Source organism: Bacillus cereus group sp. MYBK222-1 (assembly GCF_051916425.1).
Lineage (GTDB): Bacteria > Bacillota > Bacilli > Bacillales > Bacillaceae_G > Bacillus_A > Bacillus_A paranthracis.
Window position 1 is genome coordinate 83,578 of the sequence record NZ_JBQAGP010000001.1, and the last position, 18,617, is coordinate 102,194.

Consider the following 18,617-nt stretch of genomic DNA (forward strand, 5'->3'; position numbering starts at 1 on the left):
TTCTTTTTTGTATTAAGACTCTGTTGTAACAACATTTCCGTCTGCGTGAGGTGTATCTTCGCCGGTATTTTGTTGTTGTTGTTGCTCTTGTTGTTTCTTAGCTTCTTCTTCAGCTTTTTTTCTAGCTTCCTCTTCAGCTTTCTTTTGAGCCTCTTCTTGCTGTTTACGTTGTTGTTCTTGTTGTTTTTTAGCTTCTTCTTCAGCTTTTTTTCTAGCTTCCTCTTCAGCTTTCTTTTGAGCTTCTTCTTGCTGTTTAAGCTGCTGCTCTTGTTGTTTCTTAGTTTCTTCTTCAGCTTTTTTCTTAGCTTCTTCTTGTTTTAGTTTATCTTCATTAGCCTTTTTCTGAGCTTCCTCATCGGCTTTTTTCTTAGCTTCTTCTTCAGCCTTCTTCTTAGCAGCCTCATCTTCAGCTTTCTTCGCGTCTGGAGTTCCTCCAGGCGCAGTGAAGGATGCACCAACGGCCGGGCTTGTTCCAGTACCTTTTTTCGCTACTACAGAGAAGCTATAAGTAACACCTGGTTTAATACCACCAAGAGTAGCTGTCGTACCTTTTATTGATAAACTACCGCTTGAACCGTCAGTCGCTTTATAGCTTGCGGCATACGCATCAACTTCTGCTGGTCCAGACCAGTTTAGTGTAACTGTGCTAGCGCCATCGAAAGTGACATTAAGACCACTAGGTGCATCTACTTTAATTTGTTTCACTGCATCCTTTTTAGCTCCTTTTACATACAATTCACCATTTAATTCTTGTACAGAAGAAGGGCGTTCGAAACGAGTTTTATCTGTAGCGAATTTACTCATCATTACTTGGAACATTTGTTGCGCAATTCTAGTAGAGCGATCGCCAATGTAATTTTCTGGACCATCTTTTTCGTAACCAGTCCAAACAGCCATTGTATATTGCGGTGAATATCCAGCGAACCAGCTATCTCTGTTTGCATCAGCTGGAATACCATATTTTTTAATCACGTCTGCATCAAAGTTTTGAGTTCCTGTTTTACCTGCTACATCTATACCTGGAACGTATGCTGTTGGACCCGTACCACCAGAACCAGGTTTTACTACGTCACGAAGAACGTCAGTCACCATGTAAGCTGTGTAGTCTTGCATCGCACGTTGTTCTTTCGGTTTAAAACTTTTCTTTTTCCCATCTGGGAAGATAACTTCTTTTACGAAGTGCGGTTTATTGTAGTTCCCACCGTTACCAAAGGCTGCATATGCCCCCGCTAATTGTAATGGAGAACTATCGTTACTACCAATTGCTGTTGATTCATATGTTTTGCCGTCTTTAAATGTCATACCTAAACCTTCAGCAAACGCTTGTGACTTAGGAAGACCAACCGCTTGAGCTGTCTTTAAAGCGGGAATGTTTAATGATTTTTTTAAAGCTTCACGTAGTGAAACGTCACCTTTGTAACTATTTGTTGCATTTCGTATTTTTTTACCATCGGAATACGTATATTCTGAGTCATTTAATTGATGGTATGTAGACCATTGTAAATTCTCAATTGCTGGACCGTAGTCGAAAATTGGTTTCATTGTTGAACCAACTTGGCGTTTTAAATCAGTGGCCATATTATGACCTTTGAAAGTAGACTTACTTTCTTTACGCCCAGCTCCAATTGCTCGAACTTCTCCAGATTGTGTATCCATAAATACGAATGATCCTTGGAATTGATCGTTCGGATACTTAATAAGATTGCCATCCATAATTTTATCAGCATAATCTTGCGCATCTTGATCAAGTGTTGTATGAATCGTTAAACCATCTGAACCGATATTTACATCGGGATATTCTTTTTCAACTTCTTTTACAACAGCATCTAAAAATGCTTGATACTTCATCTCCGTTACTTCTGAAGATGGTTGAAGACCTTCAGTTACAGGGATTTTCGTTGCATTATCCATCTCAGCTTTTGTTATATAACCATGTCGATTCATTAATGATAATACGACGTTTCGACGTTGTGTAGCTCTTTCAACGTTGTCTTTTTTTGTAGGATCATAAATATTAGGACCTTGGGGTAAACCTGCAAGCATTGCAGCTTCATGTAACTGTAAGTCTTTTAAATCTTTGTCATAATATTTTTTTGCTGCTGTTGCAATACCGTACGAACGGTTACCTAAGTTAATCTTATTTAAATACATTTCTAAAATTTCATGTTTAGAGTATTGTTGCTCTAATTTGTAAGATAGGTACCATTCTTGCACTTTTCTCTTTGCAGTTTTGTCCATCGTTAGAAAATAGTTTTTGACTACTTGTTGTGTAATCGTACTACCACCTTGAGATCCGAATCCCCCAGTGACATTTTCCATAACTGCTTTTGTAGTTCGTTTAAAATCAATTCCATTATGATCATAGAAACGTGAATCCTCAGTTGCAAGGAATGCATTTTCAACTACTTTTGGAATTTGATCATACGTAACGTGGGTTCGTTTTTCAGCACCGTATTCATAGAAAAAGTTCCCGTTCTTATCAAGAAACTTTGTTGATAAAGGGTTGACAAGTTTTGATTTGTCTAATTTTGGAGCATCCTTCACCATAACAAAGAAAGCGGACACGCCAGCTACAAGACCAACGATACCAAGAAGTAGACAACCTATAAGGAATTTTTTAAAAAAGGAGCCTTTTTTCTTTGGTTTTTTCTCTGTATTTGTTTCTTGCTTTTGATTTTTTACATGATTTCGTTCTGTACGAGAACGATAATTATCTGACATTATACTTTCTCCTACCTTTCATTCTCTCCCCAAAAGTCGAAAAAAGAGCCTTAGTGATGACTCTATCACGAAAAATAAACCGTGTCTAGTACACGGATATAATCAATCCGAGGGTGATAACCGCATGATAATAAGGATCCATGCTCTTCTATTTCTTCTTTCGTAATCGATTTTCTTCCACCTGTATTTTGACGATTCCAAAATGCAATAATATGTTTTGCATCTAATAAATAAAGTTCATCAAAAAGTGTAAATTTAATAATAACAAATGCAATTCCATTATGAGCGATTACTTGCTTCATATGTTCAATTTGATGAAGGTGGAAGTTTTGAAGTGGAAAGCTGGTTTTATTTTTTGTTTCTTTCGCTTCAAAATCGATGTATTTCCCTTTATATACACCGTTGTAATCTGTTGTAGAAGGTTGTTTAAAATACGCTTCTTTTACCACTGCAGCACTTCGAGCGGGGTAATCCACTTTTACAATTTGAAGAGGTGTAGGTTTTTTATGTACGCATGCAATATTATGGGTTAAGTAATATTCATTCGTTTCATTCAATTCCTCTTCAAGGGACATACCTCTATTACTGTAAGTATGTTTTTTAATTGGTGTTTTATGAGGTTGTGAAGCTTGATTGTACCGTTTTCCATTTGGGTAACGAATGGTCATAGTGTGTCCACTCCCAACTTGCTAAGAATTACTTACAAAGGTGATTATAACAAAAAATGAAAAAAGATGTGACCTTTTTCAAGAAAGGTATGAGGACTTCTTTATGTTTACATGGAATGATTATGAAAAAATCAAGCAATATCGTAAAAAGATGATGGTCTGTACAGAAGAGGAAAAAACAATCGTTTACAACATTAAGAGGGAAATAGAAATAGCTAATATGGACAACATTTCTCGAACAGAGTGTTATCAAGAATATTATGTAAGAAATAGTGAGATTAGGTGGGCTTTTTTAGCAAGTATGGTCTCAAGAAATGCAGGATGGAATATGACTGATTTAGAAGGGAGATATTATGCTACTGTTTTACCTCAAACAGTAAAAAAACATTTGTTTTTAACTTACGAAGAAGCAAATTGGATTATTTTTTTAGATGCATTTCCTCAGCTGTTGTTATACGAAGAAAGTAAGAGGAGGCAGATCCCACTATTCCATTTGTTACAATATTTTAACGTATCCATTTTTATGGAAAAAGAATGGATATATTTTTGGGAGAAAAAAGATATAAATAGACTTATGACAGCGCTTATTATAAATGAACAAAATAAAATTCAAAAACCAGTTATTGAGAATGCATACTTTAAAAAACATGTATTCCATACAGCCCTTTTTAAATTACAAGAAATGCTTCATATTAGTGCCGTTATATTCCCAACCGTTGAAGGGAAGGTGTATGGTTTTTCAGTTTATCAATTTGAAACGTTACAGAAGCGTATAGAACTAGGAAAGAAATTAGCAGCGTTACTGTTCCATCCGAATTACAAAAGTTTATTCCATAGATTTGCATCGCAAACGATACACACAGGATCAAGAACAGATTATGAATGTTATGTAAGTGAAGCTAGAAAATCTTGTACACCAGCTCTTAGAGAAGTTTATCCTGCTGTTGCACATGATGAAATAAGTATGAGAGATTGGTTTTGTAGAGATACGGAAATAAATGAACTATTTTTACGAGAAGAGTATACGGGTGAAGTTGATATAACAGAATGGTATAAAAGAAAGAGGGAGCAAATCTATATTGCTTCCACCGTAAATCGTTTTGTTAAAAGGATGGATGAGTTCGTGATATAATAAAAAAGAAGTCCCGTCTTCATAAATGAAGACGGGACTTCTTAATGTGAAGTAACCCTACTATGCGTGGTAAACATTTAATCTCAAAACGTAATGAATATAAGAGATTAAAGAAGTTTCACTTTATGTAGCAGGGAAGTTTGGACCATCTAATTTTGGATTTCCAGTTTCGGGTTTATTTTGTTTATTTTGTTTTTTCTTTTTTTCGTTTTTGTTCTTTGCCATTTTCATGCACCTCCTTTTTGTATTGTTACCATTTCTATAAATGACATACAAAATGATTTCTTTGACGAATAACAACTAGTTTTGTCATGTGGGCAGGAGTGAAGAATCATTCGGCGAAATTACATGACAAAGGAAAAGCAAAGAAGGAGGCGTTTTGTATATGGCGATGGTTCAGAAGGAAGATGTAATGAAAACAATGGATCAAATGTTAAGTTCTCTCGATTTGCTGGAAATGAATATAGGGATTAGAATGAATCATGCATTAAAGGATAAGAGTGAAAAAATACGCAACAAGATAGAAATAACAGAAATGCATATTGAGCATATGGAAAATAAATTAGTGCATCACGAAGAAAAAGGGAATTGGGTGAAGGCATTTCAAAACGTCGTAGTGAGTGCATAATAAGGTGGGAATAAAATGAAGTATGAAGCATTAATACAGTCTTCGGAAAAACTTATGCAACATAATAATGAAGCGAATGTGAAAAAAAGAGAAATGATTGAATACGATTTTTACAAGGATATGAAACCGTTTGTAGATATGGTAGATGAGGAATTAAAAGTGTGGAAAGAATTAGCTTATGAATGGATTAAGGAAGAAAAACCGAAGTATATACATGTACAGCAAATTGATCAAGTGTACGATAATTTACAAACAAATGTGTTGCAATGCTTTGTAAATAAAGGTAAAGGTAAGCGATTCTTTGAAACGCATCAAGCCATTTCGTATACTTTGCAAAATATAATTGAGCAATGTAAGTAACAAGAGGGAAAACCCTCTTGTTTTTTATGCTTCTGTCACTGTTGTAGGTTTTGTTGCCCCGTTTATTTCTAGTTCTTTTATTACTGTTCGGTAATCTGAAATACATATTTTCCCTTCGAGATACCAATGTCTCGCAAAGTCTAACAATTCATTTACATTCTCTGTGTAATACCCCTTTTTTTGAGAAAACGCTTGTTTTAAATCCCCTAATACCATGTTGATTCCTCCCCCATGAGAATCTTCTTCTTTTTTATCATAGCATGGAAGGGTTTTCTTTTATAATTTTTTAAAAATTTAAACTTCCGACAAAAATAGACAGATACTCCGTCACACAAATTATTTTACAAGTACATATTATATATGTAGAAACTTATGTGAAGGAGGAGAGAATGCATGTTTCAACAATCTAACGTATATCAGCAATCTAATCCATATGCACAGCAAAATATGTACCAATATAATACGGATACATATTTACGTTATAATATGTATCCTTTCGAGCCTCATTATGGAAATCAAAATTATTACCAGCCATTTGAAGTATCGTTTATGAATCAACCGCAGCAACCGTATATGAATCAACAACCGCAACCTTATATAAATTCACAATACTATATGCCACCACCATCTCCCTATGGCAATCAACAAGCGATGTTTTATCCACCAAAACAACCGTATCCGACACAAAATAAACAAAAGCAACAGCAGCAACCAAGTCAATTTTCTAGTTTTGTTTCCCAATTTAAAAATTCAGATGGTAACTATGATGTAAATAAAATGATGAATACAGCTGGACAAATGATGAATGCGATGAATCAAGTGACAGGTATTGTAAAGCAAGTGGGAGGCTTTTTTGGTAAGTAATGTCGAAGGTTTGTCTATAAAAAGCATTGGATAGAAAATCAAAGACTAGACAAATTTCCTTAGAATAAATGGGTATATATAACAAGCGGCTTACCCTCTTTTCTCATACTGTAAAGTGTAATCAGATTTTTTTTATGAGAGAGGAGAGAAAAACTATGCATCATTGTCATCCTTGCTTTGGAGGGCATAAGCCTACAGGACCTATTTGTACAACTGCTCCTGTCATTCATCCGACGAAACAATGCGTAACACATTCTTTTTCAACAACGGTGGTGCCACACATTTTCCCGACGCATACAACACATGTACATCATCAACAAATTAAAAACCAAAACTTCTTCCCGCAAACAAATTCAAATGTAAATGTTGTGGACCCAATCGATCCAGGATTCGGCGGATGTGGACCATGTGGCCATGGTCATCATCACCACCACCACGGTCATCAAATATCCCCATTCGGACCAGGACCGAATGTATCGCCGTTTGGACCAGGACCAAATGTATCACCATTTTTACCAAACAATGTATCACCAGTAGGTCCGAATATTGGACCAAACGTTGGTGGAATATTTAAAAAGTAAATGATATGTTAGAACTAGCGAAATGCTAGTTCTTTTTTTGTAATTGGAGTGTTGATATGAAAGTTATTGCAGTAACAGGCTATAAGCCCTTTGAACTTGGAATATTTAAAAATGATCATCCAGGAGTAGAATGTATAAAAAAGGCGTTGCGTCGTAAATTAATTGCTTTTGTAGAAGATGGTTTAGAGTGGGTTATAATAAGTGGCCAGTTAGGTGTAGAATTATGGGCTGCTGAAGTTGTTTTTGAAATACAAGTAGAATATCCAGATTTAAAATTAGCGGTATTTACTCCATTTTTAGAACAAGAAGAAGGTTGGAAGGAAGATAACCGTGAATATTACGAATTTATTCTCTCTCAAGCAGACCATGTTGATAGTATCACAAAACGAAAGTACGAAAGCCCAGAGCAATTTAAATTAAAAAATCAATTTTTTATTGAAAAAAGTGATGCACTTTTAGCTGTATATGATGAAGAAAAACCAGGGAGTCCTAAATATATTGTAGAAGCGGCAAAGAAAAAAGGAGAAATAGAAAATTATCACAGTTATTTCATTCTTTTTTCCGATTTACAAGATATAATAGAAGAGGAACAGTGGAATAATGCTGAGTAATATGTAATATAGTACTCGTATATATGATTGACAAAAAGCATTGTTTCTGAAAAAATTTAGTTAATGAAAGTTTTGGCAAAAATTTGAGGTGAAGAAAATGATTTCGGATAAAATTAAATTAACGGCAAAAGATATTTTAGAAAAAGAATTTAAAACAGGTATGAGAGGTTATCAACAAGAAGAAGTAGACAAGTTTCTTGATATGATCATTAAAGATTACGAAGCTTTTCACAAGGAATTTGAGCAATTAAAGCAACAAAATGCTCGTTTAAAGCGTGAACTAGAAGAACAAAAGCTAGCAGCAACGCAAGTTCCACAACAACCAGTTGTACAAACACCAGTTGCACAACCAGTATATAACAACACGAATACGGACATTTTAAAACGTCTATCGAATTTAGAAAAAGCTGTATTTGGAAGTAAGTTATACGAATAATTTCTGGTGATAAAAAGGTTACAGCATTTTACATAGAAAAAAACATTGCAAAATCTTTTTGTTTCCACTATACTAATGGATGTCATAACGTTTGGGTAATCGCTGCAACGCCAACGTTGTAGAGGAAAGTCCATGCTCGCACGGCCTGAGATGGCTGTAGTGTTCGTGCCTAGCCAATTCATAAGCTAGGGTATTCTGGCTGTAAGGCTGGTTTAACGGCAGGGAAAAAACCTAAGTCCTTTCGGATATGGTTTGACTACCTTTAAAGTGCCACAGTGACGAAGTCCTTGAAGAAATGATAGGAGTGGAACGAGGTAAACCCCACGAGCGAGAAACCCAAATAATGGTAGGGGAATCTTTTCCAAGGAAATGAACGATGGGAAAGGACAGGTTGTATAACCTGTAGATAGATGATTGCCACCGGAGTACGAGGCGTGGGCCGTTTGCAGTACAAAGGAACAGAACATGGCTTACAGAACGTTATGAACCAACTATGAAATAACTCAGCTCTCCTTTGTTAGAGGAGGGCTTTTTATTTGTATGAAGTTATAAATTATGAGTTAAAATGGTTAATGAGAAAATTCTTCGTAAAATGTAATAATTAATAGGATAAATGGCTATTAATTATTGTTTGAATATACATAAGAGGTGAATGCAAATGGGAAAAGTTACTTTAATCGCAACAGCGGCAATGGGTATTGAAGCTTTAGTTGCCCGAGAAGTTCGTGATCTTGGTTATGAATGCCAAGTAGAAAACAGCAAAGTAACATTTGAAGCAGATGAAAAGGCGATTTGTCGCACGAATTTATGGTTACGTACTGCGGACCGTGTGAAAATTAAAGTTGGCGAATTTAAAGCGACAACATTTGATGAGCTGTTTGAGAAAACGAAAGCATTAAACTGGGGAGATTATATTCCAGAAAACGGTGAGTTCCCTGTTATCGGTAAATCTTTAAAATCTGAGTTATTCAGTGTTTCGGATTGCCAACGTATCGTTAAAAAGGCTGTCGTTGAAAAATTAAAAACAACATATAAACGTACAACTTGGTTTGAAGAAGATGGACCGTTATTCCGTATTGAGATTGCAATGTTAAAAGATATCGCAACATTAACAATCGATGCGAGCGGTGTTGGACTTCATAAACGTGGATATCGTGTGGATCAAGGGGAAGCTCCTTTAAAAGAAACATTAGCTGCGTCTTTAATTAAATTAACAAACTGGAAGCCAGATCGTCCATTCGTGGATCCTTTCTGCGGATCAGGTACAATTCCGATTGAAGCAGCATTAATTGGGCAAAATATTGCACCAGGATTTAACCGTGGTTTTGCATCGGATGAATGGGGCTGGGTTGGTAAACAAAACTGGCGTGAAGCTCGTCAAGAAGCTGAAGATTTAGCGAACTATGATCAACCATTGCAAATCATTGGATCAGATATCGATCATCGTATGATTCGAGTTGCTCAAGATAATGCAGAAGAAGTAGGTTTAGGCGATTTAATTACATTTAAACAAATGCAAGTAAAAGATTTCACAACAAAAGAGGATTATGGCTATGTTGTAACGAATCCTCCATACGGAGAACGTTTAAGTGAAAAAGCACTTGTTGAACAACTGTATAAAGAAATGGGACAAGTATTCCGTCCATTAGACACATGGTCGGCGTATGTATTAACAAGTTACGAAGCGTTTGAGAAGTGCTACGGAAAAGATGCATCGAAGAAACGTAAACTGTTTAACGGATTTATCCGTACAGATTACTACCAATACTTCGGAAAACGTCCACCTCGTAATTCATAGTATAAAACTCCTCCAGCGCGCATATACTGGCTATTATGTAATGCGTAAAGGAGGAACTGATATGGATAGTTTCCAATTATCAATGATTCAAAAAGCTATTCACCGTACGTATGATGAGCTCGGAAAAGAAGTGGATAGCCAAGGTGCGATTGTAGATGAAATACAAAAAGCACAAGAAGAATATTTGTCAGCTCTTTCACATGAAACAGCGATTGATAAACGGTATTTAAAGTCATTAATATAGAAGAAAATTTTCCTTTTTCGAAAGGAAAATTTTTTTTCGTGTATTTCTATGTTTTACAACAGGGGAAAGTGGCTGCGCACATATGAGTAGCAGTTGCTATATCTTTTATAGAAAAACTTTTTGGTTGGAGGCTAAGGATGTTTACTGAGAAGAGATTACCATTTGAAGTAGGGAAACAAGACAATTTTTATGATAAGTTGAATGAGTGGATTGGAGATGTGTTTTACGACATCCTTCCGGAAAAAGGCTTTGAAGAGCGTGATGAACAAATTTTTATGGCGTTTCAATTAGAGCGTGCTTTTCAAGAAAAGAAAGTTATGTTCGCAGAAGCTGGTGTAGGAACCGGGAAAACAATTGTATATCTTCTATATGCAATTTGTTATGCACGTTATACTGGAAAGCCAGCGATTATCGCTTGTGCAGATGAAACGTTAATTGAGCAGCTTGTGAAAGAAGAAGGGGACATTGCTAAATTATCTGAGGCATTAGGCTTATCGGTAGATGTAAGACTTGCGAAATCAATGGATAATTATTTATGTTTACGTAAACTTGAAGATGTTATGAGTGGACGAGCTCCAGAAGTAATTGAAGATGTATACTACGAATTACCGCAGTTTGTATTCGATCATGGTACGATGCAAAACTTTACTCACTACGGTGACCGAAAAGAATTTCCGCTTTTAAATGACGAGGAATGGTCAAAAGTAAATTGGGATTATTTCCAAGATTGCTTCACTTGTGATTCTCGTCATCGTTGCGGGCAGACTCTATCACGTGAACATTATCGTAAAGCAGCAGATTTAATTATTTGCTCTCAAGATTTCTATATGGATCATATTTGGACGTATGATGCTCGTAAGCGTGAAGGACAAATTCCGTTATTACCAGAAAGTAGTTGTGTTGTATTTGATGAAGGACATCTTGTAGAATATGCAGCTCAAAAAGCTTTAACATATCGTTTAAAGCAAACGATGATGGAGCAACTTTTAACGAGATTATTACAAAATGATATTCGCGAGGAGTTTGCGCATTTAGTAGAAGAAACAATTTGGCAAACAGAGCGATTCTTTGATGTGTTACAAGAGAATAAAAAAGAAATTGCTGGTTCTGATCGTTTAGAAATTACTGTGACAGAAAAAGTAACGGCTGAAGCGAAGCGACTTTATGCGAAAATTGGTGAAGTCGGTGATGCATTAGTATTTGAAAGTGAAATGCATACAGTAAACACGTATGATTTAAATATCGTTGATGAACATTTAGATGTATTAGAGCATTCACTTCGTCTGTTTATGCACGAGAAAAATGTAATTACATGGGGTGAAGAAGGTGATGGAGCTTTCACGTTAGTAATTATGCCGCGTGCAGTTGAAGAAGTATTACAAGAGAAAGTATTCTCGAAGAAAATCCCGTATATTTTCTCTTCTGCTACATTATCTAACAACGATTCATTCGCATTTACAGCAAATAGCTTAGGGGTAAAAGATTACTTATCATTCTCAGTTGCCTCCCCGTTTGATTACGAAGAGCAAATGGCAGTAAACTTACTATCTCATACGAAAGAAAATGAATGGGAAAGAAAGTGTCAATATACACTTGAAAATATACAAAAAACAAATGGACGTACACTTGTATTATTCCGTACAACGCAAGAACTTGCAGCGTTTAAAGAATATGTAAGTAAAGAACAAATGTCAGTTCCGTTCCTATATGAAGGGGACCAAGAAATTAGTCAGCTTGTTTCTCGTTTCCAAAATGAAGAAGAGACTGTACTTTGTGCCGTTCATTTATGGGAAGGTTTAGATATTCCTGGTTCATCATTATCACATGTTATTATTTGGTCATTACCATTCCCTCCAAACGATCCTGTGTTTGAAGCGAAGCGTAAGCACGTAAATGATCCATTCTGGGATGTAGATGTACCATATATGATTTTACGTCTTCGTCAAGGGATTGGCCGTTTAATTCGTACGAGCGAAGATAAAGGTGCTATATCAATCTTCTTATCTGATACAGAAGATGAGAAAGTGGTAGAAGCAGTGAAAAACGTACTACCAGTAGAAGGTAAAGAATTATAAGGAGAAAGCTTGGCGCTTGCCAAGCTTTTTTTCTATTATAAAAGGAATTTAGATTTTCATGTCGAATTAAGTTTGAGGTAGAAAAAGGAGGTTTTTATATAATGACAGTAGCTACATATGAAGTAGAAAAACAATTTTTAACATATGTGAAGAAGATACAAAATTACGGAGAAGCGTTAAGCTTAATGTTTTGGGACTTAAGAACAGGTGCGCCTAAAAAAGGTGTAGACCAGCGTTCAGAAGTAATTGGCATGCTTTCATCAGAAGTGTTTGCTATGTCGACTTCAGATGAAATGGGAAATTATTTAACAGAGCTTGAAGATTTAATACGTGAAGACAAGCTTTCTGAAACGACGAAGAAAATGGTGGAAGAGTGTCGTAAAGAATATGATAGAAATAAGAAAATTCCACAAGCGGAATATGAAGCGTATGTGAAATTAGAAGCGAAAGCAGAAAGTGTGTGGGAAGAAGCTCGCGAAAAATCTGATTTCGAAATGTTCCGTCCGTATTTAGAACAAATCGTTGAATTTAAAAAGAAATTTATTACATATTGGGGTTACGAAACATATAAATATAATACATTATTAGATATGTATGAGCCAGGTATTACGGTAGAAGTGTTAGATCACGTATTTGGCCAACTTCGTGAGCGTATCGTTCCGCTCGTAAAAGAAATATCAGAGTCGCAAAAAAGATTAAAGACAAGTGCTTTATCAGAACATTTTTCAAAAGAAAAACAAAAAAGCTTTACATTAGAGCTATTAAAGCAATTAAATTATGACTTTGAAGCAGGTCGTCTTGATGAAACGGTACATCCATTCGAGATTACATTAAATAGAGGGGATGTTCGTATTACAACACGCTATGACGAAAAAGATTTCCGTATGGCTGTGTTTGGAACAATTCATGAATGTGGTCATGCCGTATATGAACAAAATATTGCAGAGAAATTTGAAGGTACACCGCTATGTAGTGGAACATCTATGGGTATTCATGAGTCACAATCATTATTCTTTGAGAACTTTATCGGTCGTAATAAATCATTCTGGAAGAACAATTATGATTTATTAAAAGAGTATAGCGATGGTCAATTCAATGATATATCAGTAGATGAGTTTTATGATGCGATTAACGAATCAAAGCCGTCGTTTATTCGTATAGAAGCAGATGAGCTTACATATCCCCTTCACGTCATGGTTCGTTATGAACTTGAGAAAGAGTTATTTGATGGCACATTACAAGTGAAGGATTTACCAGCGGCTTGGAATGATAAGATGGAAGCATATTTAGGAATTCGTCCGGCTAACGATGCACAAGGCGTATTACAAGATGTTCACTGGGCTGGTGGTTCATTTGGATACTTCCCATCTTATGCGCTTGGCTATATGTATGCAGCGCAATTTAAGCAAAGAATGGTAAAAGACATTCCGAACTTTGATGCATTATTAGAAGAAGGAAACGTAACACCAATTCGTGAATGGTTAACAGAAAACATTCACCAATACGGTAAAACGAAAAAGCCACTTGAAATTTTAGCAGATGTAACAGGTGAAGGATTGAATGCAAATTACTTAGCAGATTATTTAGAAGCGAAGTATAGAGAGATTTACGAGTTATAAAAAAGGGCTGCTTACTTGCAGCTCTTTTTTTAAGGGGATAGAAAAATGGAGTATACTTATACAGTGATGACGCAAGAAGAAGCAGAAGAAATTGCATACAACTGGCATTATGAAGGGAAATATTCCTTTTACGATATAGAGGCAGATGAAGAAGATTTAGCCGAATTTTTACAAGATAAGAGTAGAGGGAATCATACATTTTCTGTGAAGGAAAATGGCACTCTCATTGGTTATTTTACTGTTTGTAAAATAAATGATGGAACGGTTGATATAGGTCTTGGAATGAGACCTAATATAACTGGGAATGGATTTGGTTTACAGTTCATAAATGCTATACTAGCTTTTAGTAAAGAAAAATATGGATGCAAGTATATAACACTATCAGTAGCTACATTTAATAAAAGAGCGATTAAAGTGTATAAAAGGGCAGGGTTTGAAGCAGTTGGGACGTTTATACAGAAGACGAATGGTAGTTATTTTGAGTTTTTGAAAATGAATTATATATGTAAAAATGATTAAAAAAACAGAAGAATCTCCTTCTGTTTTTTTATGCAGAAATAAATCTTACTATTTGTAATTGGAAGTTTTGTAATTTTGGAAGAGGATGTGTATGATTGAAGTTTAATGGTAAATAGCAAGTTTAGTAAGGAGAGACAGCATGATTACAATTAAAACGAAAAATGAAATAGATTTAATGCATGAATCTGGAAAGTTACTTGCTTCATGTCATAGAGAAATTGCGAAGATAATGAAACCAGGTATTACAACAAAAGAAATTAATACGTTTGTGGAAGCGTATTTAGAAAAACATGGTGCAACGTCTGAGCAGAAAGGGTACAACGGATATCCATATGCGATATGTGCATCTGTAAACGATGAAATGTGTCATGCATTTCCGGCCGATGTTCCTTTGACTGAGGGTGATATTGTAACAATTGACATGGTAGTAAACTTAAATGGTGGTCTTTCAGATTCTGCTTGGACGTATAGAATTGGAAAAGTTTCTGATGAAGCAGAAAAGTTATTACTAGTAGCTGAGAATGCTTTGTATAAAGGCATTGAGCAGGCGATAATCGGTAATCATGTAGGAGATATTGGTTATGCGATTGAAAGTTATGTAGCTGCTGAAGGTTTTTCTGTCGCAAGAGACTTTACGGGACATGGAATCGGTAAAAAAATTCATGAAGAACCAGCAATTTTTCATTTTGGGAAGCAAGGACAAGGGCCTGAGTTACAAGAAGGAATGGTAATTACAATTGAGCCAATTGTCAATGTAGGTATGCGATATTCGAAAGTAGATTTAAATGGATGGACTGCGAGAACGATGGACGGGAAATTATCAGCTCAATATGAGCATACAATTGCGATTACAGAAGATGGACCAATCATTTTAACGAAGTTATAATTGGGAATGAAAGAGTTTACAAAACTCGAACGAAAATGATGTTTTTATAAAATTTGTACGTGTTTTATGAATAAAAGCTTTTCAAAGTATAAAAAGTGCGTTATAATCCTTCTATAAAATAAATAGTTAGCTACACTCATATAATCGCGGGGATATGGCCTGCAAGTTTCTACCGAAGTACCGTAAATACTTTGACTATGAGTGAGGACGAATATATTTGCTTGTTTAGCATTCTTTTTTGCGAAACTCCAAAAGCGCGTCTCTCACTTGTAACGAGTGGTGGCGGCTTTTGGAGTTTTTTTATTGCATAAGAGGGGGAACAAACATGAAAGTATTACAAGAAAAGATTTTGAACGAAGGAAAGGTTTTATCTGGTGATGTATTAAAGGTAGATGCATTTTTAAATCATCAAATTGATCCAGTACTTATGCAAGAAATCGGAAAAGAATTTGCTAAACGTTTTAAAGAAGAGAACATTACAAAAATCGTGACGATTGAATCTTCAGGTATTGCACCAGCAGTTATGGCTGCATTAGAGCTTGGTGTAAAAGTAATCTTTGCTAGAAAGCGTAAATCGTTAACGTTACAAGATAATATGTATGTTGCAAACGTATATTCATTTACAAAACAAGAAACGAATGAAATTTCGTTATCTCGAAATCATATTGATGAAAGTGATCGCGTTTTAATTATTGATGACTTTTTAGCAAACGGTCAGGCTGCTTTAGGTTTAATGAGCCTAGTAGAGCAAGCTGGAGCAAGTATTGCAGGACTTGGTATTGTTATTGAAAAAGCATTTCAAGATGGAGGAAAGAAGCTTCGTGAACAAGGAATTCGTGTTGAGTCACTAGCAGAAATTGCATCACTTGATAATAACGCAGTTACATTTGTACAGCAAGAAACTGCGGAGGTGAAATAAACGATGAAGCAACATCCATTTAAAATCGCATCGCTTGGTATGCAGCATATGCTTGCTATGTATGCTGGCGCAATTATCGTTCCGCTTATTGTGGGCGGCGGACTTGGTTTAAATCAAAAAGAGTTAACATATTTAGTCTCAATTGATTTATTAATGTGCGGCGTTGCGACAATTTTACAAGCATTATCAAATCGCTTTTTCGGTATTGGACTCCCAGTTGTACTAGGTTGTACATTTACAGCCGTTGGGCCGATGATTGCAATCGGAAAACAATACGGCGTATCCTCTATTTATGGAGCAATTATTGCTGCGGGGTTATTCGTTGTTATTTTTGCGAAATTATTTGGAAAGCTTGTAAAGCTGTTTCCACCTGTTGTAACAGGATCTGTCGTTACCGTAATTGGAGTTACACTTGTTCCAGCAGCAATTAATGATATGGCTGGAGGAGTAGGAAGTAAGGATTTCGGTAGTCTTGAAAATTTAGCATTAGCATTTGGTGTGTTACTATTTATTATCATTATGTATCGTTTCTTTGACGGATTTATTCGTTCAATCTCTATTTTACTAGGTCTATTGTTCGGTACAATCGTTGCAGCATTTATGGGGAAAGTAAGCTTGCAAGCGGTTGGAGAAGCGGATTGGTTCCATGGTATCCAGCCATTTTATTTCGGTACACCAACGTTTGAATTAACGCCAATTATTACGATGATTCTCGTTGCTTGCGTAGGGATTGTAGAAGCGACAGGTGTTTATTTTGCATTATCTGATATTTGCAATAAAAAGATTGGTGAAAAAGAATTAACAAAAGGGTATCGTGCAGAAGGATTAGCGATGGTGTTAGGTGGTATTTTCAACGCCTTTCCGTATACAACATACTCACAAAACGTAGGGCTTGTTCAATTAACTGGAGTAAGAAATCGCGTGATTATTTACACGTGTGGTGGTATGTTAATCGTTCTTGGATTCATTCCAAAAATCGCAGCTATTACAACAATCATTCCGAAATCAGTACTTGGCGGTGCGATGTTAGCGATGTTCGGTATGGTAATGGCATATGGTATTAAAATGTTAAGTAGCGTTGATTTTGGAAGACAAGAAAACTTATTAATCGTTGCATGTTCTGTTGGGATCGGACTAGGAGTTACTGTCGTTCCTACATTATTCTCACAACTTCCAGAAAGCATTCGTATTTTAACAGATAACGGAATCGTACTAGGAAGTGCGTCAGCAGTCCTTTTAAATATCGTATTTAATATGGTGCCACAGCGTAAAGTGAAAGTAAAAGAAGAGCCGGTGTCTATGCAAAGTGCGGTAAGAGAAGCGTAAAATTGATAAAAGGTTCAAATCGCATGCGATTTGAACCTTTTATTTTTGTGTTGTTTACGAGACCTTGCTTTTCTTTTTAAGTGGCATCATCTTTCCGTACGTACCAAGGCGCCATATATACTCAAGTGGCCCGTATTGGTAACGTGACAGCCACCAGCGGCTAATAAAGATTTGCAGCGTGTAGAAACCGATGCAAAATAGTGGTCCTACCCATAATGGAGCAAGATAATCATTTTTGAACAATATTCCGAATACAAGCAACGTAACAATTGTATGCGAGATATAATTTGTTAATGCCATTCGACCAACGTACTGGAACGGACGTAATATCTTTTGCCATTTTTCTTTTTGTAATAAACGCATGAGCGTGAAAATGTAGAATATGAATAATGTCTTTCCGCTTATCATCGTAATACCCATAAGTGAAAATGGTGTGTATGGTTGATTGTTCATAAAGAAGTAAACCATAATAAACCACATCGGTAATGTTAAAACAAACATAATAATTTGCCATTTCTTTAGTTTTGGATCTAATTCTTTCGCACGGCGGAAAATATCTTTTTTACCGGCATATAATCCGAGTAAAAACAATCCTAGTGTTTCAGGAAGCATAATAAGACTGTTACTTATTGCTTCAGAGTAGAAAGAATAGAATCGGTCTGTGATTTGTAAGCCCCAGTTTTCTAACGGCATAATTGCTGTGGAAAGGCCTAACTCCTCTACTGGCACGATTAACATGACAAGAGAACCTAATAATGTGAACAATTGCATGAAACTTAATAGTACAATTGACCATATTAAAATAGTACGTGGCTTTCTTTTGTAAAATAAAAATAAGAAAAACCCGGTAATTGCATAAGTATGTAAAATGTCTCCGTCCCATAAAAGAACGTAATGTAAGAAACCAAATAATAATAAAATAAGTAAGCGACGAACAAATAAAGTTTTTGGTCGATCTGTTTTCGCTTCAGCACGAGTCATAAAAATGTAAAATCCTAGGCCGAATAAAAACGAAAAGATAGTATAAAACTTTGTTTGAATAAACATATCGTAAAATAGACGGATATAGCTATCTAGCCCCTCGTAAACTCCTGTAATATCACGTGAGTCAATCCCGGCGATAACAGGCCAGTTCACAAGAAAAATACCAAGTACAGCTATTCCTCTAATAATATCGATGGAGTGTATCCTCTCGCCTTGTGAAATGTTTTGTGTCATTATTTTCCTCCT

The 18,617-nt window shown here is 35.8% G+C and carries 20 protein-coding genes, 1 other RNA gene and 1 riboswitch; of the genes, 16 read left to right on the forward strand and 5 right to left on the reverse strand.

The genetic code is table 11. The annotated features are described in order from the left end of the window. Positions 1-12: 12 nt before the first annotated feature. Both ACTFR9_RS00465 and recU read right to left on the reverse strand, forming a co-directional pair. Complete coding sequence (locus tag ACTFR9_RS00465) at positions 13-2,721, reverse strand: PBP1A family penicillin-binding protein (RefSeq protein ID WP_163262689.1); 2,709 nt, start codon at positions 2,719-2,721, stop codon at positions 13-15. Between the two features lie 65 nt (positions 2,722-2,786). Then, the gene (gene recU, locus ACTFR9_RS00470) at positions 2,787-3,389 is read right to left on the reverse strand and encodes a Holliday junction resolvase RecU (RefSeq protein ID WP_000155592.1); all 603 of its coding nucleotides are present in this window, start codon (positions 3,387-3,389) and stop codon (positions 2,787-2,789) included. A 103-nt stretch (positions 3,390-3,492) separates the two neighbouring features. On the opposite strand from recU, the gene ACTFR9_RS00475 reads away from it, so the two are divergent. Continuing rightward, on the forward strand, positions 3,493-4,521 hold the full coding sequence (locus ACTFR9_RS00475) for a DUF2515 domain-containing protein (RefSeq protein WP_000495633.1): 1,029 nt from the start codon (positions 3,493-3,495) through the stop codon (positions 4,519-4,521). A gap of 123 nt (positions 4,522-4,644) precedes the next feature. Here ACTFR9_RS00475 and ACTFR9_RS00480 read toward each other — a convergent pair whose 3' ends face one another. Next, on the reverse strand, positions 4,645-4,821 hold the full coding sequence (locus ACTFR9_RS00480) for a hypothetical protein (protein ID WP_001982922.1): 177 nt from the start codon (positions 4,819-4,821) through the stop codon (positions 4,645-4,647). Between the two features lie 85 nt (positions 4,822-4,906). On the opposite strand from ACTFR9_RS00480, the gene ACTFR9_RS00485 reads away from it, so the two are divergent. Together ACTFR9_RS00485 and ACTFR9_RS00490 are read left to right on the forward strand one after the other, a co-directional pair. After that, positions 4,907-5,149, forward strand: coding sequence for a hypothetical protein (locus ACTFR9_RS00485; RefSeq protein ID WP_001252040.1), 243 nt, complete (start codon positions 4,907-4,909; stop codon positions 5,147-5,149). Between the two features lie 15 nt (positions 5,150-5,164). Next, positions 5,165-5,509 carry a YppE family protein gene (locus tag ACTFR9_RS00490; RefSeq protein WP_000872959.1) on the forward strand — a complete coding sequence of 115 codons (345 nt, stop codon included), beginning with the start codon at positions 5,165-5,167 and terminating at the stop codon, positions 5,507-5,509. Positions 5,510-5,533: 24 nt separating this feature from the next. Here the strand turns inward: ACTFR9_RS00490 and ACTFR9_RS00495 are convergent, their stop codons facing one another. Then, positions 5,534-5,725 carry a YppF family protein gene (locus ACTFR9_RS00495; RefSeq protein ID WP_000242664.1) on the reverse strand — a complete coding sequence of 64 codons (192 nt, stop codon included), beginning with the start codon at positions 5,723-5,725 and terminating at the stop codon, positions 5,534-5,536. A gap of 177 nt (positions 5,726-5,902) precedes the next feature. Here ACTFR9_RS00495 and ACTFR9_RS00500 point away from each other — a divergent pair, with 177 nt between their 5' ends. From ACTFR9_RS00500 to pbuX, 13 genes are all read left to right on the forward strand, one after another. Next, the gene (locus ACTFR9_RS00500; protein WP_000487707.1) at positions 5,903-6,373 is read left to right on the forward strand and encodes a YppG family protein; all 471 of its coding nucleotides are present in this window, start codon (positions 5,903-5,905) and stop codon (positions 6,371-6,373) included. Between the two features lie 155 nt (positions 6,374-6,528). Then, positions 6,529-6,954 (forward strand): CotD family spore coat protein, encoded by a 426-nt coding sequence (locus ACTFR9_RS00505; protein ID WP_000546265.1) that lies wholly within the window; start codon positions 6,529-6,531, stop codon positions 6,952-6,954. 56 nt (positions 6,955-7,010) lie between these two features. After that, the gene (locus ACTFR9_RS00510; RefSeq protein ID WP_000862920.1) at positions 7,011-7,565 is read left to right on the forward strand and encodes a DUF1273 domain-containing protein; all 555 of its coding nucleotides are present in this window, start codon (positions 7,011-7,013) and stop codon (positions 7,563-7,565) included. A 97-nt stretch (positions 7,566-7,662) separates the two neighbouring features. Further along, complete coding sequence (gpsB, locus tag ACTFR9_RS00515; protein ID WP_000622430.1) at positions 7,663-8,001, forward strand: cell division regulator GpsB; 339 nt, start codon at positions 7,663-7,665, stop codon at positions 7,999-8,001. A gap of 87 nt (positions 8,002-8,088) precedes the next feature. Beyond that, positions 8,089-8,479: RNase P RNA component class B (gene rnpB / locus ACTFR9_RS00520), an RNA gene on the forward strand. 180 nt (positions 8,480-8,659) lie between these two features. Next, on the forward strand, positions 8,660-9,799 hold the full coding sequence (locus ACTFR9_RS00525; protein ID WP_000521234.1) for a THUMP domain-containing class I SAM-dependent RNA methyltransferase: 1,140 nt from the start codon (positions 8,660-8,662) through the stop codon (positions 9,797-9,799). A gap of 61 nt (positions 9,800-9,860) precedes the next feature. Continuing rightward, positions 9,861-10,043, forward strand: a complete 183-nt coding sequence (locus ACTFR9_RS00530; protein WP_000376895.1) for a DUF3921 domain-containing protein — start codon at positions 9,861-9,863, stop codon at positions 10,041-10,043. 137 nt (positions 10,044-10,180) lie between these two features. Continuing rightward, positions 10,181-12,118 (forward strand): ATP-dependent DNA helicase, encoded by a 1,938-nt coding sequence (locus ACTFR9_RS00535; RefSeq protein ID WP_000493701.1) that lies wholly within the window; start codon positions 10,181-10,183, stop codon positions 12,116-12,118. 101 nt (positions 12,119-12,219) lie between these two features. Next, complete coding sequence (ypwA, locus tag ACTFR9_RS00540) at positions 12,220-13,737, forward strand: carboxypeptidase (RefSeq protein ID WP_193635121.1); 1,518 nt, start codon at positions 12,220-12,222, stop codon at positions 13,735-13,737. Positions 13,738-13,782: 45 nt separating this feature from the next. Then, positions 13,783-14,256, forward strand: coding sequence for a GNAT family N-acetyltransferase (locus ACTFR9_RS00545; RefSeq protein ID WP_000456878.1), 474 nt, complete (start codon positions 13,783-13,785; stop codon positions 14,254-14,256). Between the two features lie 139 nt (positions 14,257-14,395). Continuing rightward, positions 14,396-15,142 carry a type I methionyl aminopeptidase gene (locus ACTFR9_RS00550; protein WP_000628427.1) on the forward strand — a complete coding sequence of 249 codons (747 nt, stop codon included), beginning with the start codon at positions 14,396-14,398 and terminating at the stop codon, positions 15,140-15,142. A 116-nt stretch (positions 15,143-15,258) separates the two neighbouring features. Continuing rightward, positions 15,259-15,360, forward strand: a riboswitch (purine riboswitch). Positions 15,361-15,467: 107 nt separating this feature from the next. Beyond that, positions 15,468-16,061, forward strand: coding sequence for a xanthine phosphoribosyltransferase (locus tag ACTFR9_RS00555; protein WP_000866489.1), 594 nt, complete (start codon positions 15,468-15,470; stop codon positions 16,059-16,061). 3 nt (positions 16,062-16,064) lie between these two features. Beyond that, a complete protein-coding gene (pbuX, locus tag ACTFR9_RS00560) occupies positions 16,065-17,387 on the forward strand; it encodes a xanthine permease PbuX (protein WP_000809227.1) in 1,323 nt (440 codons plus the stop codon). Positions 17,388-17,441: 54 nt separating this feature from the next. Here the strand turns inward: pbuX and ACTFR9_RS00565 are convergent, their stop codons facing one another. Then, on the reverse strand, positions 17,442-18,605 hold the full coding sequence (locus ACTFR9_RS00565) for a DUF418 domain-containing protein (RefSeq protein ID WP_000193095.1): 1,164 nt from the start codon (positions 18,603-18,605) through the stop codon (positions 17,442-17,444). Between the last annotated feature and the right edge of the window lie 12 nt (positions 18,606-18,617).

Coding starts and splice junctions, on each gene's coding strand:
- ACTFR9_RS00535 (WP_000493701.1), top strand. CDS start 10,181: ATGTTTACTGAGAAGAGATTACCATTTGAAGTAGGGAAACAAGACAAT.
- ACTFR9_RS00500 (WP_000487707.1), top strand. CDS start 5,903: ATGTTTCAACAATCTAACGTATATCAGCAATCTAATCCATATGCACAG.
- ACTFR9_RS00530 (WP_000376895.1), top strand. CDS start 9,861: ATGGATAGTTTCCAATTATCAATGATTCAAAAAGCTATTCACCGTACG.
- ACTFR9_RS00485 (WP_001252040.1), top strand. CDS start 4,907: ATGGCGATGGTTCAGAAGGAAGATGTAATGAAAACAATGGATCAAATG.
- gpsB (WP_000622430.1), top strand. CDS start 7,663: ATGATTTCGGATAAAATTAAATTAACGGCAAAAGATATTTTAGAAAAA.
- ypwA (WP_193635121.1), top strand. CDS start 12,220: ATGACAGTAGCTACATATGAAGTAGAAAAACAATTTTTAACATATGTG.
- ACTFR9_RS00545 (WP_000456878.1), top strand. CDS start 13,783: ATGGAGTATACTTATACAGTGATGACGCAAGAAGAAGCAGAAGAAATT.
- ACTFR9_RS00555 (WP_000866489.1), top strand. CDS start 15,468: ATGAAAGTATTACAAGAAAAGATTTTGAACGAAGGAAAGGTTTTATCT.
- ACTFR9_RS00505 (WP_000546265.1), top strand. CDS start 6,529: ATGCATCATTGTCATCCTTGCTTTGGAGGGCATAAGCCTACAGGACCT.
- recU (WP_000155592.1), bottom strand. CDS start 3,389: ATGACCATTCGTTACCCAAATGGAAAACGGTACAATCAAGCTTCACAA.
- ACTFR9_RS00495 (WP_000242664.1), bottom strand. CDS start 5,725: ATGGTATTAGGGGATTTAAAACAAGCGTTTTCTCAAAAAAAGGGGTAT.
- ACTFR9_RS00510 (WP_000862920.1), top strand. CDS start 7,011: ATGAAAGTTATTGCAGTAACAGGCTATAAGCCCTTTGAACTTGGAATA.
- ACTFR9_RS00475 (WP_000495633.1), top strand. CDS start 3,493: ATGTTTACATGGAATGATTATGAAAAAATCAAGCAATATCGTAAAAAG.
- ACTFR9_RS00465 (WP_163262689.1), bottom strand. CDS start 2,721: ATGTCAGATAATTATCGTTCTCGTACAGAACGAAATCATGTAAAAAAT.
- ACTFR9_RS00490 (WP_000872959.1), top strand. CDS start 5,165: ATGAAGTATGAAGCATTAATACAGTCTTCGGAAAAACTTATGCAACAT.
- ACTFR9_RS00525 (WP_000521234.1), top strand. CDS start 8,660: ATGGGAAAAGTTACTTTAATCGCAACAGCGGCAATGGGTATTGAAGCT.
- ACTFR9_RS00550 (WP_000628427.1), top strand. CDS start 14,396: ATGATTACAATTAAAACGAAAAATGAAATAGATTTAATGCATGAATCT.
- pbuX (WP_000809227.1), top strand. CDS start 16,065: ATGAAGCAACATCCATTTAAAATCGCATCGCTTGGTATGCAGCATATG.
- ACTFR9_RS00565 (WP_000193095.1), bottom strand. CDS start 18,605: ATGACACAAAACATTTCACAAGGCGAGAGGATACACTCCATCGATATT.